The 26057-nt window shown below is 69.2% G+C and carries 22 protein-coding genes and 1 tRNA gene; 10 read left to right on the top strand and 13 right to left on the bottom strand.

Annotated features, from left to right (window positions below):
* Positions 1–76: 76 nt before the first annotated feature.
* From AB0M01_RS22770 to AB0M01_RS22760, 3 genes are all read left to right on the top strand, one after another.
* Complete coding sequence (locus tag AB0M01_RS22770; RefSeq protein WP_363672556.1) at positions 77–1531, top strand: D-aminoacylase; 1455 nt, start codon at positions 77–79, stop codon at positions 1529–1531.
* A gap of 59 nt (positions 1532–1590) precedes the next feature.
* Positions 1591–2220 (top strand): bifunctional 4-hydroxy-2-oxoglutarate aldolase/2-dehydro-3-deoxy-phosphogluconate aldolase, encoded by a 630-nt coding sequence (locus AB0M01_RS22765; RefSeq protein ID WP_363672524.1) that lies wholly within the window; start codon positions 1591–1593, stop codon positions 2218–2220.
* 62 nt (positions 2221–2282) lie between these two features.
* Positions 2283–3671 carry a gluconate:H+ symporter gene (locus AB0M01_RS22760; protein ID WP_363672522.1) on the top strand — a complete coding sequence of 463 codons (1389 nt, stop codon included), beginning with the start codon at positions 2283–2285 and terminating at the stop codon, positions 3669–3671.
* A gap of 21 nt (positions 3672–3692) precedes the next feature.
* Here the strand turns inward: AB0M01_RS22760 and AB0M01_RS22755 are convergent, their stop codons facing one another.
* Positions 3693–4805, bottom strand: coding sequence for a hypothetical protein (locus tag AB0M01_RS22755; protein WP_363672520.1), 1113 nt, complete (start codon positions 4803–4805; stop codon positions 3693–3695).
* 299 nt (positions 4806–5104) lie between these two features.
* On the opposite strand from AB0M01_RS22755, the gene AB0M01_RS22750 reads away from it, so the two are divergent.
* Positions 5105–6163: an alpha-hydroxy acid oxidase gene (locus AB0M01_RS22750; RefSeq protein WP_363672518.1), complete on the top strand. Its 1059-nt coding sequence runs from the start codon at positions 5105–5107 to the stop codon at positions 6161–6163.
* An 18-nt stretch (positions 6164–6181) separates the two neighbouring features.
* Complete coding sequence (locus tag AB0M01_RS22745) at positions 6182–7027, top strand: formyltransferase family protein (RefSeq protein ID WP_363672516.1); 846 nt, start codon at positions 6182–6184, stop codon at positions 7025–7027.
* Positions 7028–7089: 62 nt separating this feature from the next.
* Here AB0M01_RS22745 and rplA read toward each other — a convergent pair whose 3' ends face one another.
* From rplA to AB0M01_RS22720, 5 genes are all read right to left on the bottom strand, one after another.
* Positions 7090–7812: a 50S ribosomal protein L1 gene (gene rplA, locus AB0M01_RS22740; RefSeq protein WP_363672514.1), complete on the bottom strand. Its 723-nt coding sequence runs from the start codon at positions 7810–7812 to the stop codon at positions 7090–7092.
* A gap of 112 nt (positions 7813–7924) precedes the next feature.
* A complete protein-coding gene (gene rplK / locus AB0M01_RS22735; RefSeq protein ID WP_363672512.1) occupies positions 7925–8356 on the bottom strand; it encodes a 50S ribosomal protein L11 in 432 nt (143 codons plus the stop codon).
* Between the two features lie 9 nt (positions 8357–8365).
* The gene (gene nusG, locus AB0M01_RS22730; protein ID WP_363672554.1) at positions 8366–9151 is read right to left on the bottom strand and encodes a transcription termination/antitermination protein NusG; all 786 of its coding nucleotides are present in this window, start codon (positions 9149–9151) and stop codon (positions 8366–8368) included.
* A gap of 425 nt (positions 9152–9576) precedes the next feature.
* A complete protein-coding gene (gene secE / locus AB0M01_RS22725; protein WP_145802759.1) occupies positions 9577–9819 on the bottom strand; it encodes a preprotein translocase subunit SecE in 243 nt (80 codons plus the stop codon).
* 55 nt (positions 9820–9874) lie between these two features.
* A tRNA-Trp gene (locus AB0M01_RS22720) sits at positions 9875–9947 on the bottom strand.
* Positions 9948–10239: 292 nt separating this feature from the next.
* Here AB0M01_RS22720 and AB0M01_RS22715 point away from each other — a divergent pair.
* From AB0M01_RS22715 to AB0M01_RS22705, 3 genes are all read left to right on the top strand, one after another.
* On the top strand, positions 10240–11433 hold the full coding sequence (locus tag AB0M01_RS22715; protein WP_363672510.1) for a pyridoxal phosphate-dependent aminotransferase: 1194 nt from the start codon (positions 10240–10242) through the stop codon (positions 11431–11433).
* 573 nt (positions 11434–12006) lie between these two features.
* Positions 12007–13038 (top strand): adenosine deaminase, encoded by a 1032-nt coding sequence (locus AB0M01_RS22710; protein ID WP_363672508.1) that lies wholly within the window; start codon positions 12007–12009, stop codon positions 13036–13038.
* A gap of 160 nt (positions 13039–13198) precedes the next feature.
* Entirely contained in the window at positions 13199–14572 is a 1374-nt protein-coding gene (locus AB0M01_RS22705; protein WP_363672506.1) for a TrpB-like pyridoxal phosphate-dependent enzyme, read from the top strand.
* 652 nt (positions 14573–15224) lie between these two features.
* Here the strand turns inward: AB0M01_RS22705 and AB0M01_RS22700 are convergent.
* Positions 15225–15734 carry a hypothetical protein gene (locus tag AB0M01_RS22700; protein WP_363672504.1) on the bottom strand — a complete coding sequence of 170 codons (510 nt, stop codon included), beginning with the start codon at positions 15732–15734 and terminating at the stop codon, positions 15225–15227.
* A gap of 34 nt (positions 15735–15768) precedes the next feature.
* On the opposite strand from AB0M01_RS22700, the gene AB0M01_RS22695 reads away from it, so the two are divergent.
* Both AB0M01_RS22695 and AB0M01_RS22690 read left to right on the top strand, forming a co-directional pair.
* On the top strand, positions 15769–16218 hold the full coding sequence (locus AB0M01_RS22695) for a hypothetical protein (protein WP_363672502.1): 450 nt from the start codon (positions 15769–15771) through the stop codon (positions 16216–16218).
* 848 nt (positions 16219–17066) lie between these two features.
* Positions 17067–18398 (top strand): hypothetical protein, encoded by a 1332-nt coding sequence (locus tag AB0M01_RS22690; RefSeq protein ID WP_363672500.1) that lies wholly within the window; start codon positions 17067–17069, stop codon positions 18396–18398.
* 38 nt (positions 18399–18436) lie between these two features.
* Here AB0M01_RS22690 and AB0M01_RS22685 read toward each other — a convergent pair whose 3' ends face one another.
* The 6 genes from AB0M01_RS22685 to AB0M01_RS22660 are packed head-to-tail and all read right to left on the bottom strand — an operon-like array spanning position 18437 to position 25997.
* On the bottom strand, positions 18437–20653 hold the full coding sequence (locus AB0M01_RS22685; protein ID WP_363672498.1) for an FAD-dependent oxidoreductase: 2217 nt from the start codon (positions 20651–20653) through the stop codon (positions 18437–18439).
* 14 nt (positions 20654–20667) lie between these two features.
* The gene (locus AB0M01_RS22680) at positions 20668–21555 is read right to left on the bottom strand and encodes a MurR/RpiR family transcriptional regulator (protein WP_363672496.1); all 888 of its coding nucleotides are present in this window, start codon (positions 21553–21555) and stop codon (positions 20668–20670) included.
* Positions 21556–21565: 10 nt separating this feature from the next.
* Positions 21566–22939 (bottom strand): hypothetical protein, encoded by a 1374-nt coding sequence (locus AB0M01_RS22675; protein WP_363672494.1) that lies wholly within the window; start codon positions 22937–22939, stop codon positions 21566–21568.
* 13 nt (positions 22940–22952) lie between these two features.
* Positions 22953–23783: a carbohydrate ABC transporter permease gene (locus AB0M01_RS22670; RefSeq protein WP_363672492.1), complete on the bottom strand. Its 831-nt coding sequence runs from the start codon at positions 23781–23783 to the stop codon at positions 22953–22955.
* On the bottom strand, positions 23776–24705 hold the full coding sequence (locus AB0M01_RS22665) for a sugar ABC transporter permease (protein ID WP_363672490.1): 930 nt from the start codon (positions 24703–24705) through the stop codon (positions 23776–23778). The genes AB0M01_RS22670 and AB0M01_RS22665 overlap by 8 nt, the downstream gene beginning before the upstream one ends.
* The gene (locus AB0M01_RS22660) at positions 24705–25997 is read right to left on the bottom strand and encodes an extracellular solute-binding protein (protein WP_363672488.1); all 1293 of its coding nucleotides are present in this window, start codon (positions 25995–25997) and stop codon (positions 24705–24707) included. The genes AB0M01_RS22665 and AB0M01_RS22660 overlap by 1 nt, the downstream gene beginning before the upstream one ends.
* Positions 25998–26057 lie beyond the last annotated feature (60 nt).

The following is a 26057-nucleotide window of genomic DNA, read 5'->3' as shown; positions in this document are numbered from 1 at the left end:
GCGCGTCCGCGCGGGCCCGGCGGCCACACACCCTCCCCCCCCCCCGGCCCGCGGCGGGCGGGGAGCGGGGCGGGCGATCGATGCTTCCGGGCTGGTCCTCTCCCCCGGTTTCATCGACATGCACGCGCACTCCGACCTCCAGATCCTCGCCAACCCCGACCACACCGCGAAGGTCAGCCAGGGCGTCACCCTCGAGGTCCTCGGTCAGGACGGCCTCTCCTTCGCCCCGATCGACGCACCGACGCGCACCGCCGTCCGCCGCCAGATCGCCGGCTGGAACGGCGAGCCCGACGACTTCGACTTCTCCTGGGACTCCGTCGAGGGCTACCTCGCCCGCCTCGACCAGGGCATCGCCTGCAACGCGGCGTACCTGATCCCCCAGGGCACGCTCCGGATGATGGTCGTCGGCACCGAGAACCGCTCGGCAACGCCCGCCGAGCTGACCGAGATGAAGCGCCTCCTCGCCGAAGGCCTGCAGCAGGGCGCCGTCGGCATGAGCAGCGGCCTCACCTACACCCCCGGCATGTTCGCCACCACCGAGGAACTGGTCGAGCTGTGCAAGGTCGTCGCCGAGTACGGCGGCTACTACAGCCCGCACCAGCGCTCGTACGGCAAGGGCGCCCTCGACGCGTACGCCGAGATGATCGACGTCGCGAAGCGCTCCGGCTGCGCGCTCCACCTGACCCACGCGACGATGAACTTCGAGCCCAACCGCGGCCGCGGCGTCGACCTGCTGGCGATGATCGACGACGGCCTCGCCCAGGGCGTCGACATCACCACCGACACCTACCCGTACTTGCCCGGGGCAACCACCCTGGCCGCGATCCTGCCGAGCTGGACCGCCGAGGGCGGCCCGGACACGCTGCTCGCCAGACTCCAGAACGACGACGACCGAGCCCGGATCACCCACGAACTGGAGCAGGTCGGCACCGACGGCTGCCACGGCTGCGTCACCGACTGGCAGACCATCGAGATCGGCGGCGTGAAGAACCCGGCGCTCTCCGGTGCCGTCGGCAACACCGTCGCCGAGATCGCGGCCGGGATCGACAAGCCACCGGCCGAGGTCTTCTTCGACCTGCTGATCCGCGACAACCTGGCCACCACGATCCTCCAGCACGTCGGCCACGAGGAGAACGTGCAGGCGATCATGCAGCACCCGACGCACACCGGCGGCTCGGACGCGATCCTGGTCGGCGGCAAACCGCACCCGCGGGCCTGGGGCACCTTCCCGCGCTACCTGGCCCACTACGTCCGCGAGCTCGGCGTCCTCGACCTCGCCGACTGCGTCCACCACCTCACCGGGCGCCCGGCGCGCCGGCTCGGTCTGACCGATCGCGGCCTGATCCGCGAGGGGTACCGCGCCGATCTGGTCCTGTTCGACCCCGAGACGGTCAAGGACACCGCGACGTTCGCCAACCCCCGCCAACAAGCCGAAGGCATTCCCTGGGTCTTCGTCGCCGGGGTCCCCGTCATCGAGAACGGCGTACGAACGGACGCCCTCCCCGGCCGAGCAATCCGCCGCACTCCCTAGTACCAGCCCCCGCCTCCACCTGTCTCCCCGACGGATCTCCGCCCCACGAAAGGATCTGTATGACCACCCTCGACCTCCTCCGCACCGACCGGGTGCTGAGCGTCGTCCGCGCCCCCGAGATCACCGACGCCCGCGACCTCTGCTCGGCGCTCGTGGCTGGCGGCATCCACGTCATCGAGCTCACCTTCACCACCCCTGACCTGCCGAAGCACCTCGAGCGAGCCGCCTCCGGTGACACCGGTGCAGTGGTCGGCGCCGGCACCGTGCAGACCGAGGCCCAGGCCCGGACGGCGGTCGACGCCGGCGCCAAGTTCCTGGTCACCCCCGGCCAGGGCCCCGAGGCCGCCGCGATCGTCGCCGCCGCGCACGACGCCGGCGTACCGGTCGTGCTCGGTTCGCTCACCCCGTCGGAGGTGATGACCGCGATCGCGCTCGGCGCGGACGCGGTGAAGATCTTCCCGGCCCACCAGTTCGGCCCGAAGTACCTGAAGGACCTGAACGGCCCGTTCCCCGGCGTACCGCTGGTCCCGTCCGGTGGCGTCAACTCGGCGAACGCGCGCGCGTTCCTCGACGCGGGCGCGCTCGCGGTGAGCGCCGGTACCGACGTCGTCTCCCCCGCCGACGTCGCGGCCGCCAACTGGTCCGACATCACCGCGAAGGCGAAGGCCTTCTGTGCAGCCTTGAGCTGATTGCAGTGCCCGTACCGCGGTAGTCCCGACCGCGGTCCCTCCCCACCCCTCGGAGTCCCCCCATGTCCGGAGCCATCGACTGGTTGCACACCAGCACCCCCGGGTTGCTGCTGCTGTGCGTGGTAGCGATCGCGCTGCTGCTGTTCCTGATCATCAAGGTCAAGCTCGAACCGTTCATCTCGCTGCTCGCCACCAGCCTGTTCCTGGCCCTGGCGGCCGGGCTGAACGTCCGCACGATCGTCGGTACGGCGCTGAAGTCCAGCGACTCGCTGCTGGAGAAGGGCTTCGGCGGCATCCTCGGCCACATCGCGGTGATCATCGGCCTGGGCACGGTGCTCGGTGCGCTGCTGGAGCGATCCGGCGGTGCCGACGTACTGAGTCGTCGCCTGCTGAAGCTGTTCGGCCCGAAGGGGACGCCGGTCGCGATGGGCCTGGTCGGCCTGGTCTTCGGCATCCCGGTCTTCTTTGACATCGGCATCTTCGTGCTCGCCCCGCTCGTGTACGTCGCGGCGAAGCGCGGCGGCAAGTCACTGGTCCTGTACGCGCTCCCGGTCCTCGCGGGCCTGTCGATGACGCACGCGTTCCTGCCGCCGCACCCCGGCCCGACCGCGGTCGCCGGGCTGCTGCACGTCGACATGGGCTGGCTGATCATCATCGGTCTGGCCTGCGGCCTGCCCGCGTTCGCCGTCGCGGGCATCCTGTGGCCGCTCTACATCGCGCCGCGCGTCCCGGTCAGCGTTCCGGCCGACTACGTCGCACCGGAGGAGGAATCGCGGCCGGAGCCTTCGCTGGCGCTGGTGATGAGCGTGATCGTGCTGCCGCTGATCCTGATCCTCGGCGCCACCTTCGGCACGCTGATCCTGGACCCGGACCGCGACCTGCTCAGCGTCCTCACCTTCCTGGGCAACCCGGCCGTCGCGCTGCTGATCGCCGTCCTGCTCGCGTACTACCTGCTCGGCGTACGACGTGGCATGAGCAACGCCGAGTTCAGCGAGCTGAGCAGCAACTCGCTGAAGCCGGTCGGCATGATCCTGCTCGTGGTCGGCGCCGGTGCGTTCTTCGGCGCCGTCATCTCGGCCACGGGTGTGGGAGCCGCGCTCGCCAAGAGCCTTTCCAGCGCAGGTCTTCCGGTGCTCCTGCTGGCGTACGTGATCTCCTGCGGTCTGCGCATCGCGCAGGGCTCGGCGACCGTCGCGATCGTCACCACCGGCGGCATCGTCGGCCCGCTGCTCACCGCCGACGGCTACTCGCAAGCCCACCTGGCACTGATCGCCGCCGCCATCTGCGCGGGCTCGATCATCCTCAGCCACGTGAACGACGGCGGCTTCTGGATCGTCGCGAAGTACTTCAACATGACGGTCAAGGAGACCCTGCTGACCTGGTCGGTTCTGGAAACCGTCTTGTCTCTGGTCGGGTTCGGGATGGCGGCGTTGCTCTGGGCCATCATCTGACCCAGAGCGACGCCACGGCGGCTAGCCGATCAGCTCCACGACCGGGCCTTCGTGCAGTTCCTTGTAGACCTGGTCGCGGAGCTGGTTGGCTTCCGCGTCGGTCAGCGTGTGGTCGACCGGCCGCAGGACCAGCCTGACCAGCACGTTTCGCTGCCCAGGCGCGAGCTGCAGGCGCTGCCGGGCGGCGTCCGGCAGTTCGTCGTACGACGTCTCGCTCAGCACCTCGACCGACTCGGCCGCGTCCTCTCCGAGCACGGCGCGGACCCGATCCCCGAGCAGCTCCGGAGACAGATCGGTGTCCGGACCGACGACGACCGAGAGGTCGCGGCGTACGGCGGGCATCGCCGAGACCTCCTTGTACGGCTGCAGATCCAGCATCTGCGCGGCCACGCGCGGATCGGTTGACCGCAGCAACCGGATGTCGCGGATCCCCTTGCGCAGCATCATCAGCCGGTCCAGCCCCGGGCCCATCGCGAGCCCGGTCCAGCGCTCGTCGAGCCCGGCCCGTCTGAGGACGGCGGGCGCCGCGACGCCGCACTCGCCGATCTCGATCCACTGGTTGTCGAGCAGGACGTCGATCTGCCGCCCGTGCGTCGTGTACGGGTGCACGGCCGGGACGGTCCGGTACATCCGGCCGGGCAGGATCGTGCTGACCAGGCGTTCGATCAGCTGCTCCAGCTCGGGTTCGCCCAGCTCGACGTCGCGGCTGATCCGCCAGACGTCGAGCTGGTGCGGGGTTCCGGTGTGCTGCCAGTCGACCGAGTCGCGGCGGTAGCAGATCCCGGCGCAGATCATCAGCACGTCGGTCGACGGTGACTGCGCCAGCTCTCGCAGCGCAGGCGGGATCATCGCCGAGGTGTGGCTGCGCAGCACCTCACCGTCGGAGGCGTAGCGGGTGTAGCGGGCGTCCCGGGTCACCGCGTCGGCGGCGTACCCGAGGTTGTCGTAGTTGTCGGCGAGCGGGACGACCGGGTGGTCGCGCCGGATCCAGGTCTCGGTGTACGGCCAGGCCCGGTTGAGCGCGACGCGGAGCGCGTCGACGATCAGCTGGATCGCGTGCGGGCCCTGAGCCGGGTCGGCGAGGTCGCGCAGGGCGAGGGCGGCGTGCAGTTCGGAGGTGGTGAGGACAGCCATGGTGAATCTCCTGAGATGAGCAGGTCCGGGGGAAACCACACACCCCGACCGGCCGCGGTCACCTCAGGGAGAGAGCGCAGCAGCGGCCTACCCCGACGGCACCGCTGTGCCGGCCGGGGCGCGGAAATCGCTGCCCGTGCTGCTGCATGCTCGCAGTTTACCCGCTGCCCGGTACCGACCGACAGGAAGTATCCCCGGCCGGCTCCCGCCCTCACGCTCGCGCCCTCCGCCCGCGGGCGCTGCCGGCCGGGATACTTCCTGTCGCTGCGTACGCATCCCCAGGGTGCGAGGATCGGCGTATGCGATGGATCGACGGGTTGGAAGCGGCCGCGGCGGAGAAGCTGCCCGAGGCAGTGCATCGGTACTTCCGGCAGGGCTCGGCCGGCGGCGTCAGCGTCGGCGAGGCGGTCGCGGCCTGGTCGTCGTACCGGTTCCGGCCGCGGGTGCTGACCGACGTGTCCTCGATCAGCACGGCGACGACAGTGCTCGGCACGCCCGTCGCCGGCCCTGTCCTGGTCGCGCCGACCACCCTGCAGCGGCAGGCCGATCCCGACGGCGAGGCGGCGATGTCCGCCGGAGTCGCGGCCGCCGGATCGGTGCTCGGTGTCTCCAGCAACGCCGGTACGACGTACGCCGAGATCGCCGCGGCCGGAGCGCCGTGGTGGCTGCAGATCTACGTGACCCGGAACCGCGACTACACCCGGCAGATGCTCGACGCGGCGGTCGCCGCGGGAGCGCGGGCCGTCGTACTGACTGCTGACACGCCGGTCGTCGGGCGCAAGGAGGACGACGGGCCGACGGTGTGGGAAGTCGTCCAGCCCGGTCATCTGCGGGCGAACGTCGACGAGTCGGCGTACTCCGACGACGACCTGGCCAAGGCCGACGACCTGACGCCGGACGTGATCGGGTGGCTGCACGAGCAGACCGATCTGCCCGTGGTGGTGAAGGGCATTCTGCGTGGTGACGACGCTCGCCGCTGCGTCGACGCGGGCGCGGCCGGCCTGATCGTTTCCAATCACGGCGGCCGCCAGCTCGACGGCGCGGTCGCCACGGCGTACGCACTGCCCGAGGTCGTCCAAGCTGTCCCGGGCACCGAGGTCTTCGTCGACGGCGGTATCCGCCGCGGCGAGCACGTCCTGGCCGCGCTCGCGCTCGGCGCCCGCGCGGTCTTCGTCGGCCGCCCGGCGCTCTGGGCCCTGACCGTCGGCAGCTCCCCCGGCGTCACCCGCCTGCTCACCGACCTGTACGACGAGCTCGCGCACGCGCTCGCCCTGGCCGGCGTGCCCACTCCGGCCGCGGTCACACCCGACCTGGTCGCGGCGGCGAGTTCTTGCCGCGTTCCGGGCGCCGATCACTGACGGTGCAACGATGTGAGCATGCTCCGAATCGTCACCCTGAACACCTTCCAGGCCGGGTACCGCGTCGTCTCCGAATGGGCCGCCCGCAACGGCCACGAGATCGTCCTGCTCGTCACGCTGCCGGTCGGCGGCGAGCGCTACGACCCGACCGCGCCGCCGCTGATCGCCAGCATGCCCGCGGAGCTGAACGTGCTGGTGACGAACAAGCTGCGCGCGGTCGCCGCGCCGGTGATCGAGGCGATGGAGCCCGACCTGGTGATCTCCGCCGCGTTTCCGCGGCTGATCCCCGACGAGGTGCTGAAGGTCCCGCGGTACGGCGCGCTGAACTGCCACCCGTCGCCGCTCCCGATCGGCCGCGGCCCGAACCCGCAACGGCTGATCTACGAGGGCTCCGACGAGGTCGCCGCGAGCGTGCACCGGACCGAGCCCGGTTTCGACACCGGCGCGGTGCTCGCGCAGCGCTCGATGCCGCTGCCGGCTGACCTGAACGGCGGCCCGCTGATGGAGTGCTGGCGGACGCTGCTCACGTCCTGCCTCGACGAGGCTGTCCCGCGCGCCGTCGCCGGTGACCGCGGCGAGCCGCAGGACCCGGCGAAGGTGACGGAGGCGCCGCGGTTCACGCCGGAGGAGTACGTGCTCGACCTGACCGAGCCGTCGGCCGTCGTACGCCGGAAGGCCGCGGCGCTCAACATCACCGCGGTGATGGCCCGCGTCCGCCTCGACGGCACCGAGTACCTGGTCGCCCGGACCGAGCCCACCGAGGCCAGGGCCGGTGCGCCGGGCAGCATCGTCGCGACCCATCACGACGGTTTCACCGTCCGGACCGCCGACGCCGCGCTCCGCTTGACGGCGGCGCAGGTCTGAGAACAGCGAAAGGCCCCGGTCTCTCGACCGGGGCCTTTCGGGTGCTGCAGGTGAGCCGAGGCTCAGGCGTTGTCGTCCTCGCCCAGCATGTTGCGGGTGACGTTGGGGTCCACCTGGACGCCCGGACCCATCGTGGTCGAGAAGACGGTCTTCTTGATGTAGCGCCCCTTGGAGCTGGAGGGCTTCAGCCGGAGAATCTCCTCCAGCGCGGCGCTGTAGTTCTCCACCAGCTGGGCCTCGTCGAACGACGCCTTGCCGATGATGAAGTGCAGGTTCGCGTGCCGGTCGACCCGGAACTCGATCTTGCCGCCCTTGATGTCCGTGACAGCCTTCGTCACGTCCGGGGTGACCGTGCCGGTCTTCGGGTTCGGCATCAGACCACGCGGTCCGAGCACGCGGCCCAGCCGGCCGACCTTGCCCATCAGGTCGGGGGTGGCGACGACGGCGTCGAAGTCCAGCCAGCCGTCGGTCACCTTCTTGATCATGTCGTCGTCGCCGACGAAGTCGGCGCCGGCCGCCTTGGCCTGCTCGGCCTTCTCACCGGTGGCGAAGACGAGGACCCGTGCCGTCTTGCCGGTACCGTGCGGAAGGTTGACGGTGCCGCGCACCATCTGGTCGGCCTTGCGGGGGTCGACCCCGAGCCGCATCGCGACGTCGACCGTCGAGTTGAACTTCTTGCTGCCGGCCGCTTCCTTGGCGAGCTTGATCGCCTCGAGCGGGCTGTACAGGTGATCGAAGTCGATCTTCTCCGCGATCGTGCGGTACGCCTTGCTGCGCTGTGCCATTACTTGTCTCCTGTGTGACGGACGATGCTCATCGTCCGTTGTGGTGCGGGCAACTTCGGACTGCCCTGCCACAACATCTCTTAAGTTCTTCGTACTACGAGAGCCGGACGGCTCACTTGTCGACGGTGACACCCATCGAACGGGCGGTGCCCTCGATGATCTTCATCGCGGCGTCGATGTCGCGGGCGTTCAGGTCAGGCATCTTGGTGGTGGCGATCTCGCGGACCTGGTCCTTGGTGATCTTGCCGACCTTGTCCTTGTGCGGGACCGGCGAGCCCTTCTGCAGACCGGCGGCCTTCTTGATCATCTCCGGCGCCGGCGGCGTCTTGGTGACGAAGGTGAAGGTGCGGTCTTCGTAGATGGTGATCTCGACCGGTACGACGTTGCCACGCATGGACTCTGTCTGGGCGTTGTACGCCTTGCAGAACTCCATGATGTTGACGCCGTGCGGACCGAGAGCGGTACCGACCGGCGGTGCCGGCGTCGCGGCACCGGCCTGCAGCTGCACCTTGACCAGGGCAGCGATCTTCTTCTTGGGAGGCATTTCGGGTCCTTAGACTTTCTGGATCTGGCTGAAGCTGAGTTCCACCGGGGTCTCCCGGCCGAAGATCTCCACCAGCGCCTTGATCCGCTGGGCGTCGGCATTGATCTCCGTGATCGTGGCGTGCAGGGTCGCGAACGGCCCGTCGACGACCATGACCGAGTCGCCCACACCGAAGTCGGCGACCTCGACCTTCTTCTTGGCCGCGGTCTTCGTCGGTGCGGCGCCGGTCTCGGCCGCCGCCGCCTCGGCCGCCGCCACGACGGCCGGAGCGAGCATCTTCTCGACCTCTTCGAGGCTGAGCGGTACGGGCTTCTGGCTGTTCCCGACGAAACCGGTCACCGACGGCGTGTGCCGCACGGTCGACCAGGACTCGTCGGTCAGGTCCATCCGGACCAGCACGTAGCCGGGGAGCACGGTGCGCTTCACCATCCGGCGCTGCCCGTTCTTGATCTCGGCGACCTCTTCGGTCGGCACGACGATCTCGAAGATGTAGTCCTCCATGTTCAGGGAGGTGATCCGGTTCTCCAGGTTCGACTTGACCCGGTTCTCCATCCCCGAGTACGTGTGCACCACGTACCAGTCGCCGATCTGCGAGCGCAGCGTGGCCCGCAGCTCCTCGAGCGGGTCGCCCGGCTCCTCCGGCTCGGCCTCTTCCTCGGCCTCGCCGGTGGTGTCGTCGTCCTCGTCCTCGTCGGCGTCGTCCTCGTCGGCGGCACCGGCGGAGAAGACGACCGCGTCGTCCTCGGCCTCTTCCTCGGTGTCGTCCGGCGCGACCTCGGCGGTCTCGGCGGCCAGCTCCTCCGCGGCGTCGTCGACGTCGGCGGCGGTGACCACCTCGGCGTCCTCGGCGTCGTCGTCGGCGGCCACGATCACGACCGGCTCGTCGTCGGAGTCGTCCTCGTCGGCGTCGCCGTCCTCGGCGTCGTCGTCGGCGGCGTACTCCGCCTCGGCCTTGTCGTTGTCGACGTCGGCGAACGGGTCGTCGTCATCGTCGTCGGACAGCTCGACGTCGTCATCGTCGTCGTCGAGGTCCAGGTCGAGATCCAGGTCGACGTCGTCATCGTCGTCGGCGTCAGCGGACAAGTCGAAGTCGTCCTCGAAATCGTCGAGGACCTCGTCGTCACGCTCGGACACGTTGTACTCCGTCATCTCTGCATCGGGTGTTGTCTGCGCCGGTCACCTGGGGACCGCGCGCCGGTGGATCGCTGCGGCGAGGGCGGTCAGCCGAAGATCTTGAACATCGCCCAGCCGAAGGCGAGGTCGAGCACCGACACGATCGCGATGACGAACACCACGAAGGTCAGCACGACCACGAAGTAGGTGGAGAGCTGCTTGCGCGTCGGCCAGACGACCTTGCGGAGCTCGGCGACCACCTGGCGGTAGAAACGCAGCAGCCGGTTTCCCGACTTGCCTTCCGCAGGCTTGCCGGCGCCGGACGGTGCCGGGGTGCGCGTCTCCGTCACGACCTACCTCTTTCGCTAGCGGCGGCCTGACCGGCCCTGCGCCGGTCAGGAGTTGCAGGGCACGAGGGACTTGAACCCCCAACCTTCGGTTTTGGAGACCGATGCTCTGCCAGTTGAGCTAGTGCCCTCTGCAATCTCTCCCGGACGCCGCTGACCTGATCTCGGGCATGCCGGATCAGGGCCATCTACGCCCGGACTAGAAGAGTGTACGGGGTCGAAGCCACCTGGTCGAACTGAGGCCTACCCCGCCACGACCCCACCGGGCGCCGTACCGCGAGCAGAACCTTACAGCCTTCCAGGGGTTTGAACGCCACCCGGGTCGGGATGGTTCCCGTCGCGGCGGCTACCACCCGGGACCGGCCGGTGTCAGCAAGCGATACCGAGATGTCACCCGCGCACCGGTGGTGCCAGGATGGGGGCATGGCTTCCCGCATCTCTGCACGGATTGGTGCAATCTCCGAGTCGGCCACGCTGGCGGTCGACGCCAAGGCGAAGGCGCTCAAGGCGGCCGGTCGCCCGGTGATCGGCTTCGGCGCCGGCGAACCGGACTTCCCGACGCCCGACTACATCGTCGAGGCCGCCGTCACGGCCGCCCGCGATCCGAAGAACCACCGCTACAGCCCGGCCGGCGGTCTGCCCGAGCTCAAGCAGGCGATCGTCGCGAAGACCAAGCGGGACTCCGGCTACGAGATCGAGGCGGCCCAGGTCCTGGTGACCAACGGCGGCAAGCACGCGGTCTACAACACCTTCGCGACGCTGCTCGACCCGGGCGACGAGGTACTGCTGCCCGCGCCGTACTGGACGACGTACCCGGAGACCATCCAGCTGGCCGGGGGCGTCCCGGTCGAGGTCCTGGCCGACGAGAGCCAGAACTACCTGGTCACCGTCGAGCAGCTGGAGGCGGCCCGCACGGAGAAGACCAAGGCGCTGCTGTTCTGCTCCCCGTCGAACCCGACCGGCGCCGTCGACACCCCCGAGGCGATCGAGGCGATCGGCCGCTGGGCCCTCGAGCACGGCATCTGGGTGATCACCGACGAGATCTACGAGCACCTGACCTACGGCGACACCAAGTTCACCTCGCTGCCGGTCGCGGTCCCCGAGATCGCCAACCAGACCGTCGTCCTGAACGGCGTCGCCAAGACCTACGCGATGACGGGTTGGCGGGTGGGCTGGATGATCGGCCCGAAGGACGTCATCAAGGCCGCGACGAACCTGCAGTCGCACCAGACCTCGAACGTCAACAACGTCGCCCAGCGCGCCGCCATCGCCGCCCTCGAGGGCGACCTGAGCGCCGTCGACGAGATGAAGGTCGCCTTCGACCGCCGCCGCAAGCTGATGGTCTCGATGCTGAACGACATCCCCGGCGTCGAGTGCCCCGAACCGACCGGCGCCTTCTACGCCTACCCGTCGGTGAAGGGCCTCCTGGGCAAGGAGATCAACGGCAAGGTCGCCACCACGTCGGCCGAACTGGCCACCATCATCCTGGACGAGGCCGAGGTCGCCGTAGTCCCCGGCGAGGCCTTCGGAGCCCCCGGCTACCTGCGCCTGTCCTACGCCCTCGGCGACGACGACCTCACCGAAGGCGTCTCCAGAATCGCCAAGCTCCTCAGCTGATCCCTTCCGTACGACGGCCCGCCGGCCCTACTCCGGCGGGCCGTTTCGCTTTCCCACGGACCCTCAACCACTCCCCCAGCCGGCCATCACTCCCGAGCTCCACGCCCCTCCCGCAGCCCGACCCACCTCCCCTGCGGGCCCTGACCCCACTCCGCTTTCCTCCGGCCGCCGCGACCTCACCCCCGCCAACCTCCCCCGGCCGCATCGCCGCCGACCCCAGCCCCCGCCGAACTCCCCCACCTGGCCACTCCGACCACCCCACCCCCCACAACGCCTTTCTCCGGCCGCCGCGACCTCACCCCCGCCAACCTCCCCGGCCGCATCACCACCGACCCCAGCCCATCGAGCCCGGCCCGCATCCCCCACGTCGCCGCGCCCACCACCGCCCGCCCGGCCCCCCTCGCCACGCCGCGTCGGCCCCGCCCCACCACGCTTTCCTCCGGCCGCCGCCACCTCAACCCCCACCAATCTCCCCGGCCGCATCACCGCCGACCCCAGCCCCCGCCGTACTCCCACCCCCCTCCCCCACCGCCCGGTTTCCTGACCCGAGCGATCTGTCGGTAACCTTCTGTGATGGCGCCACGCGACCTTCGGCTGCTGCCGAAAACCCATCTGCATCTGCACTTCTCCGGGTCGATGCGTCACCTCACCCTGGTCGAGCTCGCCGATAAGCACGGCGTCCGCCTCCCCGACGCCCTCCGCACCGACTGGCCGCCGGACCTCTCCGCCGCCGACGAGCGCGGCTGGTTCCGCTTCCAGCGCCTCTACGACATCGCCCGCTCCGTCCTGCGCACCGAGGACGACGTCCGCCGCCTGGTCCGCGAGGCCGCCGAGGACGACGCCGCCGACGGCTCCCGCTGGCTGGAGATCCAGGTCGACCCCTCCGGCTACGCGAACCGCTTCCACGGCATCACCGAGTTCACCGACCTGGTTCTCGACGCCGCCCGCGACGCGGCAACGACGACGGGCATCGACGTACAGGTCGTCATCGCCGCCAACCGCACCCGCCACCCCCTCGACGCCCGCACCCTCGCTCGCCTCGCCTCGCAGTATGTGGGCCGAGGAGTAGTCGGCTTCGGCCTCTCCAACGACGAACGCCGAGGCACCACCTCCGAGTTCGCCCCCGCCTTCCGCATCGCCCGCAACGCCGGCCTCCTGGCGGTCCCCCACGGCGGCGAACTCTGCGGCCCCTCCACCGTCCGCACCTGCCTCGACGAACTGGGCGCCGGCCGAATCGGCCACGGCGTCCGCTCAGTAGAAGACCCCGAAGTCCTCAAACGAGTGGTCGACGCCCAGGTAGCCCTCGAAGTCTGCCCAGCCTCCAACGTCTCCCTAGGCGTCTACCAACGCCCCGAAGACGTCCCCCTCCGCCACCTCTACGAGGCCGGCGCCCGCATCGCCCTCGGCGCCGACGACCCCCTCCTCTTCGGCTCCCGCCTAGCCGAGCAGTACGAAACCGCCCGCACCATCCACAACTTCACCGACGAGGAACTGGCCGACCTGGCCCGAGGCTCAGTCCTGGCCTCGACCGCCCCCGCCGACGTCCAGAAGTCCCTCCTGACCGACATCGACACCTGGCTCGACACCGCCGGTACGACGTACTGACGCGCCCCCCCACCCCGCACCCGCCGTACAACGCAACCCCGTCGACCCCTCGGCGCACCACTCCACCTCCCCGACCACACCACCAAAGGTCCTGAAAAGGGCCCCATAAGGTCCGGTTCAGTTCGTTGCCGACCACCCCGCCCCGCGCCAGACTTGCTCCATGACGACGCCGACGAAGATCCTGTTGCCCGAGGACGAGCTGCCGACCCGGTGGTACAACGTGCTGCACGACATGCCGACGCCGCCGCCCGCGGTCCTCCATCCCGGCACCGGCCAGCCCGTGGGCCCCGAGGACCTGGCTCCGCTCTTCCCGATGGACCTGATCCTCCAAGAGGTCACCCAGGACCAGTACGTCGACATCCCCGGCGAGGTCCTCGACGTCTACCGGCTCTGGCGCCCGAGCCCGCTCTACCGCGCGCACCGTCTGGAGAAGGCCCTCGACACCCCCGCGCGGATCTACTACAAGTACGAAGGCGTCTCCCCCGCCGGCTCGCACAAGCCGAACACAGCGGTCCCCCAGGCGTACTACAACGCCAAAGCCGGCATCCGGAAGCTCACCACCGAGACCGGCGCCGGCCAGTGGGGTACCGCGCTGGCGTTCGCCTGCGCCCAGTACGGCCTGGAGTGCGAGGTCTGGCAGGTCCGGGCGTCGTACGACCAGAAGCCCTACCGCCGCGCGATGATGGGCGTCTTCGGCGCCACCGTCCACCCCAGCCCCTCGGACCTCACCGAGGCCGGCCGCAAGATCCTCGCCGAAGACCCCAACTCGACCGGCTCCTTGGGCATCGCCATCAGCGAAGCAGTCGAGATGGCGGTCCAGGACGAGTCAGTCCACTACGCCCTCGGATCGGTGCTCAACCACGTCCTCCTGCACCAGACGATCATCGGCGAGGAAGCCCTCATGCAGCTCGCCATGGTCGGCGAAACCCCCGACGTCATCGTCGGCTGCACCGGTGGCGGCTCCAACTTCGGCGGCCTCGCCTTCCCCTTCCTCCGCGAGAAGTGGGCCGGCCGCCAGTCGCCCGTGGTCCGCGCCGTTGAACCAACAGCCTGCCCCACCCTCACCCAAGGCACCTACGCCTACGACTTCGGCGACACCCTCGGCATGACCCCGCTGATGAAGATGCACACCCTCGGCCACGACTTCGTCCCCGACCCGATCCACGCCGGCGGCCTCCGCTACCACGGCATGAGCCCCCTGATCAGCCACCTCTACGAAACCGGCGAGATCGAAGCCGTCGCCAAACCCCAGTCCGAGTGCTTCGCGGCCGGCGTCCTCTTCGCCCGCACCGAAGGCATCGTCCCCGCCCCCGAACCCACCCACGCCCTGGCCGCCGCCATCGAAGAAGCCCAAGCCTGCAAGGAATCCAGCGAGGAGAAGGTCATCCTCACCGCCCTCTGCGGCCACGGCCACCTGGACCTGGCCGCCTACGACTCCTACCTGGCCGGCACCATCACCGACCGCTCCTGGAACGACGCCGACCTCCAGGCCTCAGTAGCCGCAGCCCTGGAAAAACTCCCAGCCGTCAACTAACTCCACCCGCCCGGCCGTCCCCCAACGGCCGGGCCTGGCCGCCCAACCACTATCCCCACCCCAACCGTCCCCACCGCCCAACCAGCAAGCCAGGCCCCTCACCCCTACCTCCTCCACCAACCACGCCGCCCCCAACCAGCCCACGGAACCCCGCACCCACCCGTACGCCGGACTAGCGCCCGGCCGTTTCAGCACGCACAAGTGCTGTCACCGCCACCCCAGCACAGCCAGACCCCCGCACGCCGACACCACTCGTACGCCCGACCGGCGCACCCACCGGCACGCAGACTCCCACGCACTCACTTCGCCGTGCTCACCCAGCGTCCGGTGCAACAGCAGGCCCGCGTCGTCCGGTGGCGGTGTCTGCCCCGCGCCGTGACCCACCTGTACACCGAGACCCTGCACGCACCACGCATCCACGCATCCACCCCTCGCACACGAACGTCGCTCCCCGCCCGCACACCGACCAGCTACAGCTCGTACGCCGACGAAGCTGAACCCCCGTCGGGCGCTGCGACAGCCAGCACATGCACCGAGAACCCACTCACGCAACGCCAACCGCAGCCACTCGTACGGAGTAGTAACGCCGTCAACTCCAGCGCCCAACAACTGCTGTCGCCGCTACCGCCAGACGACCGCGTCCGCCAGCACTTCAGCGGCCGCGTTTCCACCACGGCTTGGGTTGCTTGGGGACTGCGGTGAGCCAGTCAGACGGGATCTGCCAGCGTTTGGCTTCGAGGGTGGCGAAGTACTGGTCCTTGAGGCTGGTGGGGAGCCAGTACGTGGCGCGGTGGTGGTCGACGACCTCGAAGTACGTCGTGTTGCGGCCTCGGCTCCAGACGGTGGCGGCCGACGAGCAGTAGGCGAGGCGGGTGTAGTCCCATCGGGCCTGGTCGTCGTCGAGGTCGAACCGCCGCTCGTGAACTGTGAAGGGACCCCACTTCTCGACCGGCCAGGTGCTCGACTGCTCGATGAGGCCTTGGACCAGCGCCCGGTCGTCGGTCATCTCGTCGGGAAGCAGCAACCGGCGGCCGTCGAGGACCGCCTCGACTCCCCAGGGACCTGCGACCTGGAGGAATGTTTCCAGGAGTGCGAACCCCACCTCCGCCCGCCCGAATCCGCCCAGCTCGGCCCGTAGCGTGGTGATCGCTTCCTCCGGCACGCGTTCCACCCTAGCGGGCGGGTACAGGGCACTCATGAGCGACGACGCGCAGGACTCCCCGCGACCACGGGTCGACGGCCTCAACGACGAAACGGTGCTGGCTGTCGGGCGGCTCACGCACGCGCTCGAGACCGTCAACCGGGCGCGCGGATATCTGTACGGCTTCCACGAACTGACCGGGCGAGCAGACAACGAACTGGACGAGGTCGTCGACCTGTTCCGCAAAGCCGGCCACCAGGAATTTGCCGACCGCATCGAACGAGAGCTTATCGGCCGCAACGTCATCCAGGACCGCTGGACGTTCCAGATCGTCGACGACTACGAAACCGGCTACTTCGCAACCTTCACCGACTTCGAAGCTCAAGCCCGCAACGAGTTCTGCGGCGGCGTACGGCATGTCCGCGAGGCTGAGATGAAGCGCGATCGTCGGACGCCTGGGGATCCGGCGCACAGTTTGATGCCACCGGAGGAGCCGGCGGGCTGATCGGGGTGCCCTGGTTCGCCCGCGGGAGATCCGGCTCCAGCGCCGCTCCAGAGCCGGCGAGATCGGGGCAGGCCGAGACAGATCAGCAGGCATGACGGCTCGGGCTGACCGCAGAAGCGTCCGCACGCACGTACCGCAAGAGCCGCGCGCAAGGGTTCTCCGCAGGGCGCCCGCCAGAGTTCTCAGCAGGCGCGGGACAGTAGGTGCCCCCGGGGAGGTGACTGCGGGAGGCGCCCGCAGGGGCATCGCAACCGGGGTCGATGTGGGGCAGGTCGGGGCAAGTCAGGGCAGGTCGGGGCAGATCAGCTGAGCGCAGCGTGCTCTCGCAGGGGTTGCACACAGTCGAGGTCCGGGGTTGCGTGCGTGCAGGTTGTTAGGTTGGGTAGCTCGCATGCGCCCGCGTGGGTTGTCCCGCGGGATCGCCCGCGGGGGCCACTCAGTGGGGCGCCGCTGCCGGGGGCGTGGGGCAGATCGCTCCGGCTGGTGTTTCCCGGTGACCTGTCGGCAGCGGTGGGGCGGGCGGCGTACGGGGCAGAGTAGGGCAGACCAGCTCCGTACGGCTGGCTGTGTCTGGGGTGGCTAGCAGTAGCAGCACGCGGCCGCCGGCGGTAGCTACGGGGGCAGATCTGTTGTTGCCCTGCGGCACTCGAGTGGTGCGCTACTTGCCCTGCGCCTCCCGGGGCAGGCTGCTAGCGAGCCTGGGGAGCGGGGGGTGGCAAACCCGGTCAGTGCCTCAGCGGGGAAAACCAGGGCAGATCGTCGGGGCATCTCGGGGCATCGTGGGGCAGTTCGTCCACAGGGGGCTGAACGGCGGTCACCGAGCGTGGTCGCGCTCCTACAGTTGCGGCATGTCGGAGGTGAACGGATTGTTGCGGGACGCTCGGGAGCGGATTCCTTCGCGGGTGGCGCCGGGTGAGTGCATGTCTCGGGGTGAGTTGGCGAACGCGGTCTGCGGGTGGTTGTGGGAGACCACGGGGATCGACTACGAGCTGGACGGGCACTACATCGCGAAGCTGGAACGCGGGGTGGTGCGCTGGCCGGGGGCGGCGTACCGGGCGGGGCTGCGGAAGGTGCTGAACGTTGCTACGGACAACGAGCTCGGGTTCTCGCCGGGGACGCGGCCGGGGCAGGGTGAGCTGGAGGCGAGCATCTCGTCGATGGTGGGGCTGGAGGCCGAGATGGTGCGGACGGCCGACGAGTCGGTGTCGATCCTGCCGATGGCGGAGACCTCGAACGTCGGGGAGCTGACCGTCGAGCAGCTGCACTCCGACATCGAGCGGGTCTCGCGGCAGTACCTGCGGGTTCCGACCAAGGAGCTGTTCCTGCGGTCGCGGGCGATTCGCGACCGCGCGTTCGAGCTGCTCGGCGGGCGGCAGTCGCCGGCCCAGACCCGTGATCTGTACTCGGCGGCCGGTTGGGCGCTCACGATCCTCGGCTGGATGTCAGTCGATCTCGGGCGCCCGGATCTTGCCGAGATCCATACCCGGACGGCGTGGGCGTGCGCCGACGCTGCCGACCACAATGACCTACGGGCCTGGGTTCGGGCGACGCAGCACACGACCGCGTTCTGGCAGGACGACTTCTCCGGCGCGGCCGAGTACGCCGAGTCGGGCCTGCGGTACGCCGTCGGTTCGTCGCGGCTGTTCCTGGCCAGCGCGCTGGCGGTCGACCTCGCGCGCGCGGGCCGGACCGAGCAAGCCCGTACGGCGCTCGCCGACGCGCAGCGGATGTCCGTACCGGGGCATCGGCCGGAACTCTCCGGTTTCCTCCTCTGTACGCCGGCCCGTGCGCAGGGCCTGTGGTCGGACGCGCACCTGGCGCTCGGGCAAGCCCGGGAGACGCTTCGCTGGGCCGACCACAGCGCGACGCTGTTCGAGCGGGCGACCGATGCCAAACGCAACGCTGGGGCCGAGCGCATGGTCCGGCTGCAGCAGGTGAAGGCCCACCTGGAGCTGGGCGAGCTCGATGGTGCTCTGGAGGCGCTGAACGCGGTCCTCGACATCCCGATCGAGTTCCGCGTCCGCCCGCTGATCCACCGCGTCGGCGAGATCGCCGCCATGTCCCGCACCGACCGCTACACCGGCGTCGCAGCCGCCGCCCAACTCCACGTGGCCGCCCGAACGTTCCTCCGCCGCCCCAAACCCGCACCGGACAAACCCAAGGCCAAAGCCAGCGCCTGAGCGTCAACCGCTGCGTGGCAACAGCGAAGTTCAGACAGTCAGTACGCGCGGATTGAGACCACATGTGCTCTCGGGCAGCCGTTCGTGGCTCGGGCTGTCAGGCGGAGGCCAGCGGTCTCCACCCGCTCAGGTAGCACATGGCGCTGCAGGCGTTGGCGATTGGCGATGACTGTGGCCAGCTCGGTCCACGTGCCCTGAGAGGTGAGGGCTTCGAGGGTGTAGTCGCGGAGGAGGGTCGGGAGGACCTCGTGGGGCGAGCGGTGGTGGTGGAGGTTGATGAGGTCTTCCTCTACGTCGTCGTCGAGGATCACGACGACCTCCGACAACGAGACAGGGGCCGGCCAGGTGAGCGTGAGGGTCGGGGTGGGGTCCCAGGCGAGGTCTTCGGAGGACCAGAGGTTGGGGCCACCGTACGGGCGGGAGTAGCCGCCGATGGTTTTTGAAGGGGCGTAGGCGGTGGTCGGGGTGAGGACGCGGTAGCAGAGGCCGACTCGGGGAAGGACGTGTTTCCAGGAGCGGAACTGATCGGTGTACTGCTCGTCGGGGGACGGCGTTCGGTGGGTGAAGCAGAGAGTGCCGGGGAGGGCGGTGGCGGCGGTGTGGACTGAGAGGGCGGGGTTGGATTCCAGGACGAGGACGACGTTCGAGGGAGTCGAAGGGTGGTGGGACAACGGCAGCGGGATCCAGAGCTTCTCGCCGGCGGGGATGGTGACGGTGCAGGTGGAGAGAGGCGCTAGGGGGAGATAGTTCTGGGGCTTCAGAGGGTCGTGGAGTTCTGCGGTGAGGGTGGTGGGCTCGGTGGCGTCGACGAGGAGTTCCAGGCCGTCGAGAGAAGGGTCGACGGGGAGGATCATGGCGAGGTCCGCGTCCAATGACCAGGTGCCGTTGGAGACGTCGACCGAGAGGTCGCGCAGGGTCGAGGACGCCGTGGCCGTGGCCGAGAGGGCCAGGTTCGCGGGGTCGGTGTCGGGGACGCCCAGGACCGAGGCGTCGGCGCGGTGCAGGGCGTGGCGGACCAGGGGGAAGTGGTCGGTGGCCAGCTCGCGAGGGGTGAGCCCGTTGCTGAGGGCAACGGCTGCGGCGACGCCTGCGGCCTCGCCCAGGACGGCGCAGGTGGCCATCACCCGGGTGGTGCCGAAGGCTACGTGGCTGGCGGAGATGTTGCGGCCGGCCATCCACAGGTTGCGGACATTGCGCGAGTACAGCGAACGCAACGGGATGTGGTAGTTCCCGTCGGGGTGCCAGTGTTTCGAGCCGCGTTCGGTGGCGTACATGCCGCCGGGTGGGTGCAGGTCGATCGACCAGCCGCCGAAAGCCACCCGGTCCTCGAAGAGAACCTGCCCCAGTACGTCGTGCTGCGTCAGCACATGATCGCCGACGAAGCGGCGGTACTCGCGTTTACCGGGCACCGCGCCGATCCACTCCAGCGTCAGGTTGTCGGCGTCGTACAGCCCCGAGTTCTTGATGTGGTCCCAGATGCCGTACACCGCGGCCTGCAGCTCGTCGCGGATCGCCTCGTTGTCGTCGACGACGTCGAGCGCGCCGCCCCACTCGATCCACCAGTACGCGCAGCCGTACGCGTCCGTCCGGATCACCCGCTGGGAGGGAATCGACGTCCGGGTGATGTCGCGGGCGAACGACGGCGGCACGAAACGGACCGGTTCCCCGGCGTCCTTGCTGTAGAAGAGGATCGTGCTGCCGAGCGTGTTGTCGTCCGGCACCTCCGGCGCCCACGATTCCCCGTACTCCGACCGCGGCTCGCGCCCGGTCCGGAACTCCGCGCCGGCCAGGAAACCGATCAGTCCGTCGCCCGAGCAGTCGGCGTACACCGGGCTGTGGAAGGTGATCTCCTTCTCCGACCCCATCTGCCACCCGGTCACCGACTCGATCTCGCCGTCCCCGGCCGCAACAGAACGAACGTCGGTGTTCAGGTACAGCTCGATGTTCGGCTCAGCCCGCACAGCCTCCAGCACCACCAGATCCCAGTAGTACGGATTCCCCTGCGGGTTCCGGTACTGGTTCTCCACGAACAACTCCCCCATGATCCCGGTCTCCCGGGCGAAGTGCTGTACGCCGTGCGCGGTCGCGCCGCAGACCCAGACGCGGACCTCGCTGGAGGAGTTGCCGCCGAGCACCGGGCGGTTCTGCACCAGCGCGACGCTCAGGCCCTGCCGCGCGGCGCCGATCGCGGCACAGACGCCGGCGAGACCTCCGCCGACAACGGTCAGATCGGTACGGACGTCGAGCTGCTGCATGCAGGAAGACCCTTCTACGTGTCGGGATGTACGACGGGCTGCCCCGGCCCGTTCGGGTGGTTCGCGGTCAGGTGGTCGGGGACGCGCTGCGCGACCAGGACGAACAGCAGCCCGGCGGTCAACGTGTCGCTGGCGCGCCCGGCGAAGAACTCGGTCCAGGTGCCGCCGACCGGCGTACCAGTGTCGAAGGTGACGTCGGTCAGCTCGCCGACCGGTGACGCGGCGACGCCGGTGATCGCGACGGTCAACGCGTCCTGGGCGGCCGCGCGGCGTACGAAGTCAAGGGTCGTCGGATCGGTCCCGGAGCGGGTGACGACGAGCGCGACGTCCGAAGGACCGAGCAGTCCCCCGGCGATCTGCGCCGACTGCGGGCCGTCGAAGAACCAGACCGGGATGCCGATCCGCAGCAACCGGATGTACAGCTCGCGGGCCGGGATCGCGTCGCCCCACTCGCCGTAGATGTGCGTACGCCGGGCGCCCGCGATCGCGTCCGCGACCCGGGTCGCCGCGTTCAGGTCGATCGAGGCGAGCGCGTTGCGCAGGGCGTTGGCCTGCGTCGACGCCAGTACGTTCAGCACCTGCTCCGGCGGGTCGGCCGGCCCGATCGCGAGGCCGATGTCGCTGGCCCAGCCGGCCTCGAGACCGCGCCCGACCTCCATCGCCAGCGCGGCCCGCAGCGCAGGGTAGCCCGCGAACCCGAGGTGGGTGGACAGCCGCGTCACCGTCGCGGCCGAGGTCTGCGCGGCCTCGGCCAGCTTGGTGATCGACCCGCGCGCGACGTCGTCGGGGTGGGCCAGGATCTGCTCGGCGACCCGCAGCATGGCGCCGTTCAGGTCGGGCAGCGCCCGTTTCGCGAGCTGCAGCGGGCTGGGGGTGTCGGCTCTGTCCACGTCGTTTCCCATTCCGCGATCATCACGTATAGACGAACTGGGCGCTGGCGATCCCGTCCGTGTCCGGCACCAGACGTACCCAGTGCGCGCTGAAACCCGGCGGGAAAACGTGTGTGTGCAGCGATCCGGGCTCGACGGTGAAGGCGGTCGAGGCGCCGAACCGCCCGTGCCCGTGGAAGTCGATCTCCAGTGTCACGGTCATGGCCGAAGAACCCAGGTTCTCCACGTGCAGGCACTTGTTGTCGAAACCCGTCATCAGATAGGGATCCGAGGGCTCCCCGGCGACCACCGGCGTCTCCCACCAAGGCCCACCCCAACCGGACGGTTTCCCGAAGCCCCACAGGTCGTCGGTCTTGCCGAACCACAGCCCCGACTGCGGCTCGGCGGTCGTCGGGTTCAGTCCGTGGCTCGGCGACGCGTTGTCCGCGCCGGCGACGAACATCCCGCGCCAGGAGCAGAAGTCGCCGAGCACCCACAGATGGGTCGAGATCGGGCGGACACCCCAGATCCTGCCGCCGTACGCCCACGGTGACAGCTCGTAGAACATGCCGTGGTGGTCGAGCAGCAGCCGCTCGTGCTCGACCTCGCGGATCCGCGGCCACTCGGTCTGCCACTTGTGGTCGAAGGTGTGCGACGCCTTCGGCAGCCGGTAGCGGGTCCACTTGCCGTCCGCCTCGGTGAAGACCTCGAGGATCGCCGAGGCCTGGTCCCATCCCGACGCGAAGATCGTGCCGCCGAACTCGTGCCGCCCGCCGATCGCGGTGAACGGCTTGCGGGCCAGGATCCGCCACTCGTGGCCGTCGTACTCGGCCAGACGCCCACGGGCCTGGCGCCCGTCCCAGTCGGCCTCCTCGTACTCGTTCGAGCAGACCACGAACCGGCCGAAGCTGGTGTAGCAGTCCTTGTAGTGCACCTTCATCTCACCGTCGGTGCCGAGCTCGTCGTTGAGGTCGAAGAGCTGCACACACGCGTACGTCGTGAGGTCGAGCTCGAACACCTCGCCCTCCATCGCCAGCACGTACACGTGCGTGTCGGGTTTGGTCAGGTGCCGCGAGGTCCCGCAGACCCGGTACGGCGTGAGCTCGGGAATCGTCCGGATCTTGTGCTCGCGGTCGATCACGTGCGGCCCGAGCACCAGCTGCGACGTCGGGAAGTGCACGAAGCGGTTCGTGTAGGTGCCGTCGACGCCGAGCGTCTCCGGGACGATCTCCATCGAGAAGTCCGGGTCGATCCGGCGCAGGCTGACCCCGCCCCCGCTGGCCGCCTTGTGCGAGTTGTAGTTCTGGACGTAGAGCTTCCCGTTCCACGGCATCAGCGAACCGACGCCGAGCTCGCTGCGCGGCGGGCCGAAGTCCCCCACCTGTGCGAGCTCCGGAAAGACACCTGAGACGTTCACAGCAGACTCCCTGTCATTTGATGCCCGTGTGGGTCATCGCGGCGATGAAGCGGCGTTGCAGCAGCACGAAGACGAGCAGCACCGGGACGATCGAGACCACCGAGGCGGCCATCGTCAGCCCAGGTGCGATCGAGCCCTGCTCGTCGACGAAGTTGGTCAGGCCGAGCGGCAGCGTGTAGTGCTCCGGCGAACTGATCAGCACCAGCGGCGTCTCGTAGTCGTTCCAGGACCAGACGAACGCGAGGATGCCGAGCGCGCTCAGCACCGGCGTGGCCAGCGGCAGGTAGATCCGGCGGAAGATCTGCCACTCGTTCGCGCCGTCCATCCGGGCCGCCTCGGCGAACTCGGCCGGCTGCGCGACGAAGAACTGACGCATCAGGAAGGTCCCGAGCACGGTGAACATGCCCGGCAGGATCAGCGCCCACAGCGTGTCGTACAGGCCGAGCTTCTGGAAGTAGATGAAGCGCGGGACCAGCAGCAGCTGCGCGGGGATGATCGCGGTCGCGAGGTAGAGCAGGAACAGCTTGTCGCGGCCCCGGAACGTCATCCGGGCGAAGGCGTAGCCGGCCATCGTCGCGGTCAGCAGCTCACCCGCGACCCGCAGTACGGCGACGAAGACGGAGCGGCCGAACGCGGGCAGGACCGAGGTTTCGCCGACCAGGACGGTCTTGAAGTTGTCCCACTGGAACGGGTCGGGGATCCACTGCATCGGGATCTTGTAGGCGTCGATGTCTTGTTTGAGCGCCGTCGAGAGCATCCAGGCGAACGGCGCCAGGAAGGCCAGCGCCAGGATCCAGAGCGGGATCCCCCACAACCACTTCTTTGGAAGATAGAGCTTACTCATGGAGAGCCTTTCCACGCTGGGCGCGCCAGGTCAGCAGCGTCAGGACCAGTACGCCGGCGAACGTCACCAGGCCGATCGCCGAGGCGTAGCCGAACCGGTAGAACTGGAACCCCGTCTGGTACATGTAGTACGAGATCGTCGTGGTCGCGTCGCCCGGCCCGCCGGCGGTGATCAGCGCGATCAGCCCGAAGCCCTGGGACGCCCCGATGATCAGCGTGACCAGCAGGAAGATCGTTGTCGGCAGCAACGACGGCCAGGTGATCGTGCGGAACTTGGCCCAGATCCCGGCGCCGTCGATGTCGGCTGCCTCGTACAGCTGCTTCGGTGCGTCCTGCAGCGCGGACAGGTAGATCAGCGAGCAGTACCCGACACCGCCCCAGACCGCCATCACGATCAGCGCCGGCAGCGCCCAGTGCGACGAGGCGAACCAGCCCGGTTCGAGGCCGAAGATCCCGAGCACCTGGTTGACCAGGCCGGCCTTCGGGTTCATCAGCATCAGCCAGGTCATCCCGATCGCGACCGTGTTCACGATGTAGGGCAGGAAGAAGATCGCGCGCAGGACCGCACGGCCGGGCAGCGGCCGGTTCAGGGCGATCCCGAGTGCTAGACCCAGGACGACGGTGAGCGGGACGCTGACGCCGACGTACACGAAGGTGAGACCGACCGCGTTCCAGAAGCCCGGGTCCTTGGCGATCGCGACGAAGTTGTCCAGGCCGGCGAAGCTGATCCCGCCGAAGCCGGAGACCAGGTTCCAGTCGGTGAACGCGAGCAGGATCACGCTGACCAGCGGGATCAGCGTGAACACCACCACGCCGAGCAGGTTGGGGGCGATGAACAGGAAACCGATCCAGCCGCGCGGGCTGATCCCCGGCTGCTTCTCGGTCCGGACGGCCGGGGCCGCGGTGACGGTGGCGGAGACCATCACGAGCTCCTCTCGGTACGGGCGATCGCGGCGTCGGCCAGGCGGCGGACGTCGCGGATGGCCGGGCCGGGGTCCTTCTCGCCCAGCCAGCACAGGTCGCGCTGCTGGCCGTGCGCGAGGCTGATCTCGGGGAACCCGGCCAGCCGGGTGTCGGTGGCCAGCTTCGGCTCGGCGCCGAGCACGACCCGGCGGAACGAGTCGACGTCGAAGTACTTGTCCGGCTCCTTGCCCAGTACGCCGGTGACGACCTGGTCGTCGGTGACGTTGCCGAGCGTCGGCAGCTTGCCGCCCGCGAGCATCGGACCGGAGCCCTCGGTGAGCCAGAACTTCACGAACTCCCAGGCCGCGTCGGCCTTCGGGGACTTCGGGTTGACCATCACGAAGTTGTTGTACGAACCGCCGTTCCAGTCGCCGCCGTCCACGGTCGGTGGCGGCGCGAAGGCGACCTTGAAGTCGTGCGGGTACTTCTTCGCGTCGTACAGGTAGCGCAGGTTGAACGGCGCCGTCGACCAGAGGTGGAACTCCTGCTGGAGGAACGAGTTCTGCTGGTAGGCGTCGAGGTGGCGGGCGAGCACCTCGCGCCAGGGGAAGGCCGAGCCGTCGGCGATCATCTCGCGGCCGAGCGCGAACGCCTGCTCGAAGTGCGGGTCGCCGAAGTTCGAGCGGTCGCCGTCGTACCAGTAGTTGGGGCCGAGCTTGATCCGCGGGACGTCGGGGATCGTGTAGCAGCCGTAGGTCCGGTCGGTGGTCAGCTTCCTGGCGGTCGCGCGGTAGTCCTCGATGGTCCAGTCGTGCGGAAGCTCGACACCGGCCTGCTCGCGGAGCTTCTCGTTGAACAGCACGAAGTAAGGCTCGCGGGCGGTGGCGAGGGCCTTGATCCGCCCGTTGTCGAGGAAGGCGCGGGGCTGGTCGGTGTCGAGGAACACCTTCAAGTCCGGGTCGGCCGCGACCCGATCGGTCAGATCAGCCGCCAGCCCCGACCCCGCTCTGAGCGCGAGATTGGCCTGCGCGTACGTGAAGTACACGTCGATGTCCAGCCCACCCTGCAACGCGGTGTCGAGCTTCAGATTCCCGCGGTCGTCGTTGACGAACCGGGTGTAGTTCACCTGGTACTGCGGAAACTTCGCCGTGAACGCGTCCACGACTTTCTGCGGCCCGGAAGCCGCCGGCACCCCACCCCACACCTGCAGCACACTCGACTTGCTCGTGCTCCCCGACGAACACCCCGCCGCCGCGGCGGCCACCGCTCCCACCCCGGCCAGAAACCCACGCCGGGACATCTCGTTCCGCATCCGCACACCAACCCCTCACCGTGGATTGCTGCAAGACATTAACGAGATGAACCCGAGTTG

The sequence above is a fragment of the Kribbella sp. NPDC051770 genome (genome assembly GCF_040681455.1).
Lineage (GTDB): Bacteria > Actinomycetota > Actinomycetes > Propionibacteriales > Kribbellaceae > Kribbella.
The sequence above is the reverse complement of the archived record's forward strand: the minus strand, read 5'-3'. Positions and strand labels throughout refer to the sequence as shown.

Excerpts from the sequence above, each read along its gene's own strand:
- AB0M01_RS22685 (WP_363672498.1), bottom strand. The coding sequence starts at position 20,653 with ATGCAGCAGCTCGACGTCCGTACCGATCTGACCGTTGTCGGCGGAGGT.
- AB0M01_RS22665 (WP_363672490.1), bottom strand. The coding sequence starts at position 24,705 with ATGGTCTCCGCCACCGTCACCGCGGCCCCGGCCGTCCGGACCGAGAAG.
- AB0M01_RS22660 (WP_363672488.1), bottom strand. The coding sequence starts at position 25,997 with ATGCGGAACGAGATGTCCCGGCGTGGGTTTCTGGCCGGGGTGGGAGCG.
- AB0M01_RS22760 (WP_363672522.1), top strand. The coding sequence starts at position 2,283 with ATGTCCGGAGCCATCGACTGGTTGCACACCAGCACCCCCGGGTTGCTG.
- rplK (WP_363672512.1), bottom strand. The coding sequence starts at position 8,356 with ATGCCTCCCAAGAAGAAGATCGCTGCCCTGGTCAAGGTGCAGCTGCAG.
- AB0M01_RS22705 (WP_363672506.1), top strand. The coding sequence starts at position 13,199 with ATGACGACGCCGACGAAGATCCTGTTGCCCGAGGACGAGCTGCCGACC.
- AB0M01_RS22765 (WP_363672524.1), top strand. The coding sequence starts at position 1,591 with ATGACCACCCTCGACCTCCTCCGCACCGACCGGGTGCTGAGCGTCGTC.
- AB0M01_RS22695 (WP_363672502.1), top strand. The coding sequence starts at position 15,769 with ATGAGCGACGACGCGCAGGACTCCCCGCGACCACGGGTCGACGGCCTC.
- AB0M01_RS22750 (WP_363672518.1), top strand. The coding sequence starts at position 5,105 with ATGCGATGGATCGACGGGTTGGAAGCGGCCGCGGCGGAGAAGCTGCCC.
- AB0M01_RS22745 (WP_363672516.1), top strand. The coding sequence starts at position 6,182 with ATGCTCCGAATCGTCACCCTGAACACCTTCCAGGCCGGGTACCGCGTC.
- AB0M01_RS22755 (WP_363672520.1), bottom strand. The coding sequence starts at position 4,805 with ATGGCTGTCCTCACCACCTCCGAACTGCACGCCGCCCTCGCCCTGCGC.
- rplA (WP_363672514.1), bottom strand. The coding sequence starts at position 7,812 with ATGGCACAGCGCAGCAAGGCGTACCGCACGATCGCGGAGAAGATCGAC.
- AB0M01_RS22710 (WP_363672508.1), top strand. The coding sequence starts at position 12,007 with ATGGCGCCACGCGACCTTCGGCTGCTGCCGAAAACCCATCTGCATCTG.
- AB0M01_RS22680 (WP_363672496.1), bottom strand. The coding sequence starts at position 21,555 with ATGGGAAACGACGTGGACAGAGCCGACACCCCCAGCCCGCTGCAGCTC.
- AB0M01_RS22690 (WP_363672500.1), top strand. The coding sequence starts at position 17,067 with ATGTCGGAGGTGAACGGATTGTTGCGGGACGCTCGGGAGCGGATTCCT.
- AB0M01_RS22670 (WP_363672492.1), bottom strand. The coding sequence starts at position 23,783 with ATGAGTAAGCTCTATCTTCCAAAGAAGTGGTTGTGGGGGATCCCGCTC.
- AB0M01_RS22715 (WP_363672510.1), top strand. The coding sequence starts at position 10,240 with ATGGCTTCCCGCATCTCTGCACGGATTGGTGCAATCTCCGAGTCGGCC.